This is a genomic window from Sphingobium sp. BYY-5 (genome assembly GCF_022758885.1).
In the GTDB taxonomy this organism is placed as follows: domain Bacteria; phylum Pseudomonadota; class Alphaproteobacteria; order Sphingomonadales; family Sphingomonadaceae; genus Sphingobium.
Genome location: NZ_JALEBH010000001.1, coordinates 2,148,706 through 2,162,381, shown reverse-complemented (window position 1 = coordinate 2,162,381; position 13,676 = coordinate 2,148,706). Strand labels below are relative to the sequence as shown.

The following is a 13,676-nucleotide window of genomic DNA, read 5'->3' as shown; positions in this document are numbered from 1 at the left end:
AATGCTTGACATGACCGGCCATAGCGGGGCTGCAACAGTTTGTCATTTCCGTAAACGAATCCGAAAGATCGAAACGCCATGCACGCCTATCGCACTCATACCTGCGGCGCTCTGACCACGGCCGATGTCGGCAATGAGGTCCGCGTGTCGGGCTGGGTGCATCGCAAGCGCGATCATGGTGGCGTGCTGTTCGTCGATCTTCGCGATCATTACGGTATCACGCAGATCGTGGCGAAGGCCGATAGCGATCCGCTGAGGATATTGGAGAGCCTGCGTCTCGAATCCGTGGTGACGATCGAGGGCAAGGTGGTTGCGCGCGCGGCCGAAGCCATCAATCCGAAGATGGTGACGGGCGAAATCGAGATCGTGGCTGACAGCGTGACGATCCTTTCCACCGCGGCGGAATTGCCGCTGCCGGTAGCGGGCGAGCAGGACTATCCGGAGGATATCCGCCTGCGCTATCGCTTCCTCGACCTGCGGCGCGAGACGCTGCACGCCAATATCGTGAAGCGCACCAAGATTATTTCCGACATGCGCCGCCGCATGGAAGGGGCCGGGTTCACCGAATATTCGACGCCGATCCTGACCGCTTCTTCACCCGAAGGCGCGCGCGACTTTCTGGTGCCCAGCCGCATCCACCCCGGCAAATTCTACGCCCTGCCGCAGGCGCCGCAGCAATATAAGCAGTTGCTGATGGTTGCGGGCTTCGACCGCTATTTCCAGATCGCGCCCTGCTTCCGCGACGAGGATCCGCGCGCCGACCGCCTGCCGGGCGAATTCTACCAGCTCGACCTGGAAATGAGCTTCGTCACACAGGAAGATGTGTGGAACACGATGGAGCCGGTGATCGCCCAGGTGTTCGAACAATTTGCCGACGGCAAGCCGGTAACGCCCGCAGGCAGCTTCCCCCGCATCCCCCATGCCGAGGCGATGCTGAAATATGGCAGCGACAAGCCGGACCTGCGCAACCCGATCCTCATCACCGATGTCACCGAGCATTTCCATGGATCGGGCTTCGGCATCTTCGCCTCGCTGGTGGAGAGCGGCAGCGTGATCCGCGCGATCCCGGCGCCGGGCGCAGGCGCGGGCAGCCGCAAATTCTTCGACGACATGAACAATTGGGCGCGGGGCGAGGGCTATTCGGGCCTGGGCTATATCAACATCAAGGATGGCGTGCCGGGCGGCCCGATCGCCAAGAATCATGGTGAAGAGGCGACCGCCAAGCTGATTGCGGCGCTGGACCTTGGTCCCAATGACGGCGTGTTCTTCGCGGCAGGCAAGGAATCGCAGGCCGCCAAGCTGGCGGGCCTTGCGCGCGTCCGTGTGGGCGAGCAACTCGACCTCATCGACAAGGATCGTTTCGAGCTGTGCTGGATCGTCGACTTCCCCTTCTACGAATATGATGAGGATACGAAGTCGATCGATTTCGCGCATAATCCCTTCTCCATGCCGCAGGGCGGGCTGGATGCGCTTAACGGGCAAGACCCCCTGACCATCAACGCCTATCAATATGACATGGTGTGCAACGGCTATGAGATCGCCTCCGGATCGATCCGTAACCAGTCGCCCGACCTGATGGTCAAGGCGTTCGAACTGGTGGGCCTCAGCCAGCAGGATGTGGAGGAGCGTTTTGGCGGCCTTTATCGTGCCTTCCAATATGGCGCGCCGCCGCACGGTGGCATGGCCGCCGGCGTCGATCGCATCGTGATGCTGCTCTGCGGCGCGCAGAATCTGCGTGAAATCACGCTGTTCCCGATGAACCAGCGGGCCGAGGACCTGTTGATGGGCGCGCCCAGCCCGGCCGAGCATAAGCAGCTTCGCGACCTGCATGTGCGCGTCGTGGAGCCGCAGACCAAGGCCTGATAGCCGGACTGCCAGTGACTTTTCCCTTTGCGTCATGCCGGACTTGCGCCAGCATGACGCAAAGGAGACGCGCGCATGACCTTCGACCTTGCCGACTATGAAAAGGGGGCGACATATAAGGGCGACTATGACGCCGATCTGGCCGCCCTTCAGCATCGGCTGGCCAAGATTCAGGTCGCGCATATTTTGCATGACCGGCGCAGCGTCGTTTTGTTCGAAGGATGGGATGCGGCCGGCAAGGGCGGCATCATCAAGAGGATGACCGCCGACTGGGACCCGCGCTATTATCAGGTCCATCCCATCGCCGCGCCGACCGAGATCGAGCGCGATCATCATTTCCTCTGGCGCTTCTGGACGCGCCTGCCCGCCGGGCGCAACATCGCGATCTTCGACCGTAGCTGGTATGGCCGGGTGCTGGTGGAACGGGTGGAGGGCTATTGCGCCAAGAAGGATTGGAAGCGCGCCTATGACGAGATCGGCGCCTTCGAACAGCAACAGGTCGACGCCGGGGCCAATATCGTCAAGCTGTTCGTCCACATCACGCAGGACGTGCAGGACGAGCAGCTTGCCCAGCGGCTGGACACGCCCTGGAAGCGATGGAAGACCGGGGCGGAGGATTATCGCAACCGGGCGCGGCGCGCGGACTATCTCGACGCGATGCACGCCATGTTCAAGAAGACCGGCACCAAACAGGTCCCCTGGCACGTCATCGACAATAACAACCGCAAGGCGGGACGGATTGCGGCGCTGACCTATGTCGCCGACCGGCTGGAGCAGGCTGTGCCGATGGATTTCCCGGAAGCCGATCCGGCTGTCGTGGAACTGGCGCGCGAGGCGTTTGGCTATCGTCCGGTGAAGAGTAAAAAATCCTCCTGAAACAAGTGTTTGTCACATAATTGTCATTTTCGACTAACCCTGAATTTACCATTACAGGGCTATTCCCGGCGCCATGATCGCCGCTGTGCTTCCCTTTCCCGAACCATATGCGCCCGTGGCGCAAGGACCTGTCGACCTGCATCTGGCGGAGGGGCAGCCGGTCATTCCGCTCGGCCGGCCGTTGAGCGAGGCGGTCGACTGCTTTCAGCGCGATTCGGCGCTGCGGCTGCTTCCGGTGGTCGATGCAGCGGGGCGACCGGTCGGCGCCATCTATGAGCGCGACATGCGCCGCATCCTGTTCAATCCCTTCGGTCATGCGCTGTTGCGCAATCCGAGCTTCGGCGGGCGCCTGGACGAGCATGTCCGTCCCTGCGCCTGTGTCGAGCGGACCGCGGAGGTGGAAGCGCTGGTGGACCTCTATGCTGCGCAGGGCGAGGGGTGCGAGGGGCTGATCGTGACCGATCGGGGGCGCTTCGCCGGGGTGCTGGGTGGACGATTATTGTTGCGCCTGGCCGCTGAGCGCGACGCGCGCGATGCACTGGCGCGCGCCGAACGGGTGGAACGGATCACGCAGGAAAGCACGAGCTTTCGCGGCGATATCGGAAGGCTGATCGTGGACCTTGTGGTGATGGCCGACCAACTGGCCGTGCTGGCGGGCGAGGCGACCGAACGTGCGGCGGTCGATGGCGCGGATGCTGCGGCGATGGCGGCGGCGGCGACCCAGACGGCCGACCGGCTGGACGGCATCGCGATAGGCGGCGGTGAACTGGGTCAGTTGTTTGCCGCCATGGAAGCGGAAGCGCGGGATGCCGGCGAGGCGATTCGCGAGGCAGCGGCGCGCAGCCGTTCCGGCGCAGTGCAGAGCGAAGCGTTGACGCAGGAGGCGGATGATATTGGCGAGGTCGTCGCGCTGATCGACACGATTGCGCGGGCGACCAGTATGTTGGCGCTGAACGCGAGTATCGAGGCGGCGCGCGCCGGGGAGGCTGGCGCGGGCTTCGCCGTGGTTGCGCGCGAGGTCCAGTCGCTGGCGACCCAGACGCGCGGTGCGGCGGCCGAGATTGCCGGGCGGATCGATCATATCCGTGTCACCATCGGCGATGTAGCGGCAGGCCACGCCCATATGGACGCCACCATGACGCGGGCCGACCGGTTGTCGGCAGCGGTGTTCGATACTGTCGCGCGCCAGAGCGTCTTCAGCCGGGCCATCGCCGAGAGCGTAGCCGAAGCGGGTGCTTCCAGCGACCATATTCAGGCGGGCGCCCGTCAGATCAGCGACAATGCCTCTGCCCGCGCCCTGGGCGCCCGGACCATGCGCGAGGTGGCGGAACGGCTGGCGGAGGAGGCGCATCGGCTGGAGGCGCGCGCGGGCGGTTTCATCGCGGCGATGCACGCAGCCTGAGCGAGCAAATCAACGCTGGTGCGCGCGATAAATGCGGTTAGGCTGTCCTGCGCAACGAAAAGGAGAGGACGCCATGCTCGTGATGTTCGTCGGCACCGATCGCACCCAGACGGCGATCAACCCCGCGCAGGTCACATTTGTCACCCAGGTCAGCGACGGCACCCGCATTCGCTTCGGTGAAGGGCGCAGCGTCACTGTGACCGAACCGATCGACGCCGTGCTCGACAGCCTTAACCAGGCGCTGCGGCCGCACGAATAGCAGGTGACATATCGCCCCGCCGACTTGCACCGGGTCGGCGGGACGGGCCATGCTGCGTCGAAGGAGAGGCGCATGGACCGCGATTTCGGCGCATATGACTATATCATCCTGGGCGCGGGCAGCGCCGGTTGCGTCCTTGCCAACCGGCTGAGCGTCGATCCGCGCAATCGCGTGTTGCTGCTGGAGGCGGGCGGCCGCGACGACTGGCACTGGATCAAGGTGCCGGTCGGCTATCTCTATTGCATCGGCAACCCGCGCACCGACTGGTGCCTGCAAACCGAAAGCGAGGCCGGGCTGGGCGGACGGGCGATCGGCTATCCGCGCGGGCGGGTGCTGGGCGGCAGCAGTTCGATCAACGGCATGATCTATATGCGCGGTCAGGCGCAGGACTATGACGGCTGGCGGCAGGCGGGCAATATCGGCTGGGGCTGGGACGATGTGCTGCCCTGGTTCCGGAAGGCCGAGGATCATTTCGGCGGCGCGACCGATGCACATGGCGCGGGCGGCGAAATACGGGTCGAGCGACAGCGGTTGCGCTGGGAATTGCTGGAGCGCTTTCGCGAGGCGGCGCGGCAATATGGCGTGCCCCATACGGAGGATTTCAACGGCGGCGATAATCTGGGGTCGGGCTATTTCGAGGTGACGCAGCGGCGCGGCCGGCGCTGGAGCGCGGCCGACGCCTTTTTGCGCCCGGCGATGGGGCGGCCCAATCTGCGTGTCGTTACCGGGGCGGTGATCGACCGGCTGCTGTTCGAGGGGCGGCGGGTGACGGGCGCGGCCTTCCTGATCGGAGGCGAACCCTGCGTCGCGCGAGCGGATGGGGAGGTGCTGCTGAGCGCCGGGACGATCGGTTCGCCCGCCATCCTCCAACGGTCGGGCGTGGGGGATGGGGATCGACTGGCGGCGTTGGGGATCGCGCCGGTTCATTCCCTGCCCGGCGTGGGCGAAAATCTACAGGATCATTTGCAGATACGGTGCGCCTACAGGGTGACGGGGGCGGTGACGCTCAATGCCCGTGCCGCGTCCTTGGCCGGGAAGGCCTGGATGGGGCTGGAATATCTGGTGCGGCGATCGGGGCCGCTGGCGATGGCGCCCAGCCAGCTTGGCCTGTTCGTCAAATCCCATTCGCGCTTTGCGACCGCCAATCTGCAATATCATGTCCAGCCGCTCAGCCTGGCGGCGTTCGGCGGGGCGCTGGACCCGTTCCCGGCCTTTACCGCCAGCGTGTGCAACCTGCGGCCGCACAGCCGGGGCAGCGTGTGGATCGGATCGGCTGATCCGCTGGATGCGCCGGCAATCCGTCCCAACTATCTGTCGACGCCGGAGGACCGGCAGGTCGCGGTGGAAGCGGTGCGGGTGACGCGCGCGATCGTCGGTCAGCCTGCACTTGCGCCCCACGCGCCGCAGGAATTCCGGCCGGGTCCGGACCGGCAGGATGATGCCGCGATCCTGGAGGGCGTGGGCGCGATCGCCAGCAGCATCTTCCACCCGGTCGGCACCGCCGCCATGGGACAGGGCGGACGCGCCGTGGTTGACCTCAGCCTGCGCGTTCACGGGCTGGACGGGGTGCGGGTGGTCGATGCGTCGGTGATGCCCACCATCATATCGGGCAACACTAACGCCCCGGTCATGATGATCGCGGAGAAGGCGGCAGCGATGATCCTGAACGCGCCATAGCGGCTTATACCAAGCTGCGTAGAGAATGACTCATCGAGATCGACTGGATGTTGTTCCCCGGCGAAAGCCGGGGTCCAGTTCGAACGGTGTATCTGGACCCCGACCTTCGCCGGGGAACAGGTCCGCATGAGTTCTTATCAGTGTATCTTGGTATTATTCCACGCGCGTCACATGGATCGACTGGGCGTTCATTCCAGCGCTGCCGAAGACGGTCATGAAGGCGATATCGGTGGCGTCCCGGCCAACGGCGATGCGCACCATCGTTTCGACCGGGGCAAGGCGGGTGGCGTCGAGCAGATGCCAGGCGCCGTCAAGCCAGACCTCCACCACGGCATGGAAATCCGGCGGATCGAGGTCCAGCGCATAGACCGACACCAGGCGCGCCGGAATATCGCGGGAACGGATCAGCGCGGCGGTGAGATGGGCGAAATCGCGACAGACGCCCTGCTGCGCGACGAAGGTGTCGGCGGCGGTGGTGCCCACATTGGAACTGCCCGACACATAAGCGATATTGTCATGCACCCAGCGTTCCAGAGCCAGGACCAATGCGCCCCCCTCCAGGTCGAGGAAATGACCGCCGACGAAGCTGACGAAGCGATCGGCTTCGCAATAACGGCTGGGCCAGATGAAGGGCAACACATCCTCCGGCAGGCTGGGCAGGGGACTCTTGCGCAATCCAGCCAGATCGACGGAAGACCGCTCCACCTCCACCAAGGCGCGATAGGTGCTGACCATCTGTCCGGTGCCGGTCCGGGTCCAGGTGCGTCGCCCGATGCCGCTGCCGCCGACCTTGTTGGTGAGCGGCCCTGCATTATTGATGATATGGGACTGCTCGATAATGCGCTGGTCGGGCGTGGCGGCTGCCTCGACCGCCAGCAGAATGTCGCTCGGTTCGGCGAAGTCATAATCCAGTTTCGCTTCGATCGCGAGGCGCATTGCCTTGTCCTTCCATGGCCGAATCGGAAGCACCGGCGTCCGAGATGCGGATGGCTGCTATCCTGATAATGTTGCAGGCCGGCAAAAAGCGGGCGTGCCCTTATGCGACATCCTTTGGAGATGCGCATCCGTGGATGAACGCCCCAGCTATCCCTTTTGGCCCGGATAGAGGAGACGGAGCGAGGCGGGGGCGCCGCACTGGCGGATCGCGCTTTCGACCTGGCGGGCGCGTTCGGCCCTGAGGGTGGTGGTTGAAAGGGCGTGCTGACGCTCGCGCGCGACTTCTTCCGCGGTGAAAGGCGCGGCGTTGCGGGGCGTACTGGCGCCGCCAAGGCCGAAGACGACATAGTTCATCATGTCGGCCAGTTGCTGATTATCCTTGATCCGGCTGTGCGCGACATTGGGCAGGCGGATGAGATAGGCGCGGGCCTGCGGCGTGCAGAGGAACCAGCCGACCCGGCCGCGCAGTTCGGGCAATTGGGCGGGCGCCGTGCTGCCCTGAACGCCGTGGCAACCCGCGCATTGCTCCACATAATCGGCGCGCGCCATCTCCGGATCGGCAATGGCGGCGGGGAGCAGGCCCATGGGGGGCAGGGCGGCGCGCAGGCCCGCCGTTGCGCCGAGCAGAAGGAGGGCGGCCCGGAAGAGGAAACGCGCCATTCGCGCCCATGCCTGATGCTCCGTCGGCGCGGTCGGGTCTGCAACTGGCCCTGTTTCAGCGCTTCTCGACTTCGCTCGTAGCGAACGGAGGTGGGGAAGCGCCATCATCGGGAAACGACCTTAGCTGGCTGCCCCAACCATCACGGCGGTGGAGCAGTGATATTCCATGCTGCTGGTGCCGAAGCACCAGATTATGTCATTGTTGAGCTGCGGCATGTAGAGTTGGGTTTCACGGTCGGTATTGTCACAGCCGCACTGGCCGCAGGCCGGTTTGCCGCAGCAGTCGCGATAGGCGATCAGATAAGCCTTGCTGTCGTCCGGGTTGATGCACGTGCCGACCCAGGAGACGGGCGAAGGTTCGGACCCGGCAGGGCAGCTATGGATGCCGCCGCCGCAGCAGGTGCAGAGCGCCCCATCGATCGCGCAATAGCGCCAATAGTCGCATTTGGTGTCGTCCTTCGTCTGCGCGGTGCGGGCGAAGGCGGTCTTGGCTTCGGGTGAGCGATCGGGCTTGGCGGCCTCGGCACGACTGACCGGCAGCAGCGGGAAGGCGGGCGCGGCGACCAGCGCGGCGCCCAGGCGTGTGAGCATCGAGCGGCGCGAAGAACCGCCGGCCAGCTTGCGCAGTAGCTTCTCCCCCAAAGCGTCGGCGTTGAATGTCTTCATGATCTTGCCCCCGTTTTCGCTCTTACGCCGCCTGCGTCTTCAGCCCACCGATATAATCCTGCACCGTGCGAACGCCCATTTCATGCGCGACGATCAGGCTTTCCAGATGCTCGCGGCTGTTGACCAGCCCCTTGGAAAGAATCGTGCCGTCCTCGTCCAGCAGCACCGCGAAGGGCAGCTTGGCGACCTGATAAGCCTGGCCGACTTCGGGACCGTTGATGAAGGCATGGCCTTCCAGCCCATGCTGGGCGATCATCGTGCGCTGTGCGTCGGTGTCATCGTCGCCGACGAAGGTCAGCGCCACCCGTTCGGCCTTGGCGAAGCTGGTGGCCATCGGGATCACCGCCTTGCAGAGCGGGCATTGAGCCGAGACGAAGAGCAGCAGACGCAGCTTCACGCCATGGGCATGGCCGCCGATCATTATCGGTTTGCCGTCCAGATCATATGTCGCGATCGGTCCCGTCGCGCTTCCCACCGCCGGGCCGCCGCTGGTAGCCAAGGCACCGGCGGGCGCGACGCGGATGTGCAGCACGCCCACCTGCCGCGCCAGCGCCAGCAGCGCGACGACAAGGCCGATAATGACGATCCAGGAGAGGGCTTGCGAGATAATCAGCGAGGTCAGCATATTTATCTCCGATGCATGGGCGCGGAAGCGGATGGGGCGGCGAGCGCGGCCAGCGACTGGAAGAGCAGGCAGAGGAGGGCGATTGCGATGCCGCCAGCCAGCGCCGTGGCGAAGTCCATGGGTGCGAAGGGTGGGACAGGCAGGAGCCGGAGCGCAAGCACCGCAGCGAGCGCAATGTTGCGCATTACCAGTGGCCAGCCGATCGGATGACGCAGCGCGCCATGGCCGCAGCCACAATCAATATGGCCGCGCCCACGCAGGATGTTGACCGCCATGGCGCGAGCGAAGAGCAGCAGCAGGGCCATCGCCACGAGAACCGCGAGCGGATGCAGGCCCAGCAGCAGGGCGGCCCCGGTCGCGACTTCCAGGAGTGGCAGCGCCGTCGCGGCCGGGCCGACCAGGGATGCAGGCAACAGGCGATAATTGGCGATCACGCCCGGCAACAGCGCGCGGTGGCGCCATTGCGCGATGCCGGCGATCAAAAAGAGCAGGCCGACGGCGATCGATGTGGTGAGGCCGAACAAGGCCAGCGCCTGTGTGGCCATGGTCAGTTCGGCTCCGGCACGGTGATGATGCCGCCGCCGGCCTTCTCGATCTTGTGCTTTTCCTCACCGGTGGCGACGTCGAGCACCAGCACTTCGCCCTTCTCGCCATTCATATAGAGCAGCGGCTTGGCGGTCTGCGACACGTCGATATTGTTCATCGGTTCCTTGAGCGTGAAGCGCTTCACCACTTTCCTGGCGGCGACGTCGACCTGCCAGACTTCACTGCCGGACGCCTTGTGCGACCAATATTCGCCCATATGCATCAGCACGAAAAGCTGGCCGGATGCGCGGTGTAGCGCCATGGGCTGTCGGCCGCCGGGATACCAGTTGAGTTCGAGCGGCTTCGTCTCGCCGGAGCGGATGCCGGCGGCGGCCTGGATCGAGAAGGGCGTGGAAACGGTCGGCATCGCGCTGATCTGAGCGGTGTAGATCTGGCCGGTATAGGTGAGGAAGGTGGTCTTCTTCTTCTTCCGGTCATAGGCGAAATTGTCGAAGATCGGATCGTTGGTCGCATCGAAGAAGGGCTGCGTATGGGTGATGGCGCCCTTCGCCCCCTTGACTGCGACGGTGGCGAGCGATCCGTCCGAGCAGAGGGCGGAAAAGCCGACGCCCGGATTGGGCATGAGGCTGGCGCAGCCGGGCAGTTCGATCGCGGCGACGAATTTCTTCTTGTCCAGGTCGATGATATTCACGCCCGATGTCGGGCTGAAATCATAGACATAGGCGGTCTTGCCATCGTCGCTGACGATGAAATTATTCTTGCGCGATCCAATGAGGATGCGGCCGGGCAGCGGTACTTCGGTGAGCAGGTTCAGCGTCCTGCTGTCATAGATGGACACCATGTCCTGCCGGGTGCCGCGATCGCCCTTGGACCAGATGGTTTCCGCGACATAATAATATCTGCCCGCGGGATCGATCGCCATGTCGGCCAGTCGCCGGGTTTCGACCATGCCCTTCATCTTGCCGCTTTCGCCGTCGAAAATGCTGGTGCCCGGCATGTCCCAACCGCCGTCCACGAAGAACCATGTCGGCTTGGGTGGATCGATGGTCATCACATCGGATTCTTCCGCCTCCAGCGCGGCGCTGATGTCGGCGGGCGCGGCTTGGGCGATGCTGCTAGCACTGCCTATCAGCAGGGCGAGAAGCGCGATGGAAATCCTGCGTCTGGCGGTCGACATGCTGGCTGATCCCCCTTGGTGCCTGCTGCGTCGATGACAAGGTTTGACACTTGTCCAGATTTGGTCAAGGGGGCGAAACGCCGCAGCAACAAATAAATGTTGCGATGCAGTGGTCGGGTCAGGCGAGTTCGGGAATTTTCGCCGGCGCCAGCGCCGCAATATCCCGCGATGTGGCGGTGCGCGCCAGCGTCACCAGCGACTGGACGGCGAGCGCGGTAAAGGCCGGCATCTTGTCGGCCCAGGGTTTGCCATGACCCAGGAAGGGCGTGGCGCCTTCCATCGTCGCGCTGATGAACAGGGCGACGGTGCGCACATCCTCCTGCCCCAGGGCCGGGTTGATCGCTGCAACATAATCGCCGATCACGCCATGGATGCGCTCGTAGAAGGCGCGGACGCGGTCGGCGACGAATGCGTTATGATTGGCCAGCGCCCACAGCTCGGTGAAGAGATGGGTGGTCCGCTTGGAACCGATATCGTCGAGGCACAGGATGATGACCAGCTTCAACCGCTCCTCGGCGGTGAGGCCGGGTTTGCGCACGACTTCGTCGAGCAGCTTGCCATAGCTGTCGACCAGCTCGTCCAGAAGCACCTGGATCAGCATTTCCTTGCGCGGAAAATGATAGCTGACATTGCCCACCTTCATATCGCAGCGCGCGGCGATGCGGCGGATGGTGAAGGCATCCGCCCCTTCGTCGATCAGCACGTCCAGCGCCGCCTTCAATATGGCGTCGACCGTTTCGGTGCCGCGAGCATAAATGCCGGGGCGGGAAGGGGTGAGTATCTGCGTCATTTGACTTATTTTTGGGTGTACCACCCCTTGGATGCGGTGGCCAGAGCGGATGCCCCGTTATGGAGGATAACGGCCCGTCCTTCGTCTTCTATTCTTCAAACAATTTGAATTCGGCCAGCCGGATCGCTTTGCCTTGGGGCTGGGTGAAGAGCAGACGGACCTTGCCGGTCCGGAGCTTTGGCCAGCGGACATCGGTGATGCCATTGGCGACCGGGCCGCCCCTGGGCGCGGCGATGTCGCGCCAGTCGCCGTCGACCCAGGCCTGGAGGCGGTAGGCCTGCGGCACGGCGAAGCCCTTGCCGTCGGCGAAGAAGGCGAGTTCGGCGCGGGCAAGGTCGATCGGCTTGCCAAGGTCGATAGCGTACCATTGCTGCGCGGGCGCCGATGCCGGGGATGGCGCCGACGACCAGCCATTGGGCAATTCGGGGAAGAACCAGATGCGCCCGTCGATCGCATCATGGACATTCTCGACGTCATCGTTGCTGGAGGCCGATCCCATCGGGAACTGGCCGCGAACAAGCTGTACGGCGCGGTTGATGGGGTGGGTGATCGCCGGGGCGGCTGCGCGTGTCACCGGGACTTCGATACGGCTCAGCGTGTCGCGGCGGGCGACCTCCTTGCCGTCCACTTCGATGGAGAGGCCCTTGCCGCGCCTATAATGCTGCCCATCCGCGTCCCAGGTCACAGCGACCTTGTGGCCATGATAAGGAACATCCTGCACCCGGAACCAGGCCAGCGCCTGCGGATCACCGGATTGCGGAAGGAGCGGGTTTACCTCCAGCACATCGTCGGCGCGCGGGCGGATACCGACCAGACCGGTCATGATCAGGTCATTGAAGCCCGAATGGAAATAATGGTGGCTGCGGTCGAGGCCGACGATCGGCTTGCCCGTCTCCGGATGATAATCCTCTTCCAGATCCAGCCTGTTCCCCTGATAATGGAGCGCGGCATATTGGCGCAGCAGGCGCATATAGGCGCTGCGGGTGACGGGGCCGCCCTCCTTGTAATGATCGAGCAGATTGGCCATGCCGTGCAGCACCTGCGTCGTCTGATAGGGCCAGACCGGGCCGTTCCACTGGCATTCGGGATCTTTGCCCAGATAGCGATATTGCCGCATATAATATTCGTAGCTGGCTTCGACGGTGCGCATTCCCGCCTTGCCGGCGAGCGAGGCGGGGTCGAGCAGATGCGCCCAGGCGGCGGCATATTTCGCGTCATCGGGGACGAGGTCGAACATCCAGGGGAGGTAGCCCACCAGTTCGCGATTGCGGATCGGGTCCCAGTAGGTGACGAACGCATTTTTCCGCGACTGGTGGCGATCGATGAAATGGGTGAGCTTCTCGCTCCACAGGTCGGTCAGGACGCGCTGACGGATTGCCGAGGCGCGGGCGGCATAATCGGCTGCCATCGCCTTGTTCCCGGCCATCTCCGCCATACTGGAGAGGGCGCGGGCATTGGCGAACATATAGCTGTTGACCGAGGGGCGGAAGGCGTCGCCGCCACGGAATCCGTCCTTGCCGCCCGAGGCGTCGATCGAGGACACGGTATATTCGGTGGCGTCGAGCAGCGGCTCCACGAAATAGAGGCCCTTGTCGAAGTCGTACTTGTCGTCCCACAGGCGGTAGATGTGGTTCATCACCGGCAGGTTACGCAGCGCGCCCGCGCGGTCGCCGTCGACCAGGTAGCGGCCCCAGACCGAGTCCGCCATATGATCGGTGAAATGGCGGTCGTTGCCGCCGCCATACATGAAGTTGATATAATCGTCGGCGAAGCGGCGATCGTTCAGCCAGCGCCCTTCGCCCAGATGAAAGCCGGTCGCGTCGTTCAGGCTGGCATAGGGGTGGCGCTGCCAGTCGACATCGTCGAGAAACTCGGTCGAGATATAGCCTTCCTCGCCTAGGTCACGCTGATGCGCGCGGTAGAGCGCCCAGCGATAATAATAGACGGCGTCGATTTTCGGGTCGGCGGATTCGAAGAAGGGGATGCGATCCTGATACCAGGGCGCGTCATTGCCGAAGCGCTGCGCGGCGATGGCATGTGTGTCCATCGCTGACGGGGGCGGGGAAGAGGCGGCACCCATGGAAGCCAGAGCCGCCCCGGCCAGCAAAAGCATCCGCATCGCGCGCATCACATCCTCCCAGATCATGTCCAAACAAATATGGCGGCCGGCCCGGGACTTGGAGAGATATCCCGGAACGG

General features: G+C 64.1%; 13 protein-coding genes. 5 read left to right on the top strand and 8 right to left on the bottom strand.

The genetic code is table 11. The annotated features are described in order from the left end of the window. Positions 1–78: 78 nt before the first annotated feature. The 5 genes from aspS (at position 79) to MOK15_RS10255 (ending at position 6,077) form a co-directional block, all read left to right on the top strand. Positions 79–1,863 (top strand): aspartate--tRNA ligase, encoded by a 1,785-nt coding sequence (aspS, locus tag MOK15_RS10275; protein WP_242931530.1) that lies wholly within the window; start codon positions 79–81, stop codon positions 1,861–1,863. 75 nt (positions 1,864–1,938) lie between these two features. Next, the gene (locus MOK15_RS10270; RefSeq protein ID WP_242931529.1) at positions 1,939–2,739 is read left to right on the top strand and encodes a polyphosphate kinase; all 801 of its coding nucleotides are present in this window, start codon (positions 1,939–1,941) and stop codon (positions 2,737–2,739) included. Positions 2,740–2,812: 73 nt separating this feature from the next. Continuing rightward, positions 2,813–4,141: a methyl-accepting chemotaxis protein gene (locus tag MOK15_RS10265; RefSeq protein ID WP_278254140.1), complete on the top strand. Its 1,329-nt coding sequence runs from the start codon at positions 2,813–2,815 to the stop codon at positions 4,139–4,141. 73 nt (positions 4,142–4,214) lie between these two features. Then, positions 4,215–4,400 (top strand): hypothetical protein, encoded by a 186-nt coding sequence (locus tag MOK15_RS10260; protein WP_120251562.1) that lies wholly within the window; start codon positions 4,215–4,217, stop codon positions 4,398–4,400. A 72-nt stretch (positions 4,401–4,472) separates the two neighbouring features. Further along, complete coding sequence (locus MOK15_RS10255; protein WP_242931527.1) at positions 4,473–6,077, top strand: GMC family oxidoreductase N-terminal domain-containing protein; 1,605 nt, start codon at positions 4,473–4,475, stop codon at positions 6,075–6,077. A gap of 153 nt (positions 6,078–6,230) precedes the next feature. Here the strand turns inward: MOK15_RS10255 and MOK15_RS10250 are convergent, their stop codons facing one another. The 8 genes from MOK15_RS10250 to MOK15_RS10215 form a co-directional block, all read right to left on the bottom strand. Then, positions 6,231–7,013 (bottom strand): transglutaminase family protein, encoded by a 783-nt coding sequence (locus tag MOK15_RS10250; protein ID WP_242931526.1) that lies wholly within the window; start codon positions 7,011–7,013, stop codon positions 6,231–6,233. 147 nt (positions 7,014–7,160) lie between these two features. After that, positions 7,161–7,673, bottom strand: a complete 513-nt coding sequence (locus MOK15_RS10245; protein ID WP_242931525.1) for a cytochrome C — start codon at positions 7,671–7,673, stop codon at positions 7,161–7,163. Between the two features lie 120 nt (positions 7,674–7,793). After that, positions 7,794–8,339 (bottom strand): methylamine dehydrogenase light chain, encoded by a 546-nt coding sequence (locus MOK15_RS10240; RefSeq protein ID WP_242931524.1) that lies wholly within the window; start codon positions 8,337–8,339, stop codon positions 7,794–7,796. 22 nt (positions 8,340–8,361) lie between these two features. Next, positions 8,362–8,964: a methylamine utilization protein MauD gene (locus MOK15_RS10235; protein WP_242931523.1), complete on the bottom strand. Its 603-nt coding sequence runs from the start codon at positions 8,962–8,964 to the stop codon at positions 8,362–8,364. A 2-nt stretch (positions 8,965–8,966) separates the two neighbouring features. After that, positions 8,967–9,509, bottom strand: coding sequence for a MauE/DoxX family redox-associated membrane protein (locus MOK15_RS10230; protein ID WP_242931522.1), 543 nt, complete (start codon positions 9,507–9,509; stop codon positions 8,967–8,969). 2 nt (positions 9,510–9,511) lie between these two features. After that, positions 9,512–10,687, bottom strand: coding sequence for an amine dehydrogenase large subunit (locus tag MOK15_RS10225; RefSeq protein ID WP_242931521.1), 1,176 nt, complete (start codon positions 10,685–10,687; stop codon positions 9,512–9,514). Between the two features lie 118 nt (positions 10,688–10,805). Continuing rightward, positions 10,806–11,477: a TetR/AcrR family transcriptional regulator gene (locus MOK15_RS10220; protein ID WP_242931520.1), complete on the bottom strand. Its 672-nt coding sequence runs from the start codon at positions 11,475–11,477 to the stop codon at positions 10,806–10,808. 88 nt (positions 11,478–11,565) lie between these two features. Then, complete coding sequence (locus tag MOK15_RS10215; protein WP_242931519.1) at positions 11,566–13,623, bottom strand: glycosyl hydrolase family 65 protein; 2,058 nt, start codon at positions 13,621–13,623, stop codon at positions 11,566–11,568. Positions 13,624–13,676: the final 53 nt, after the last annotated feature.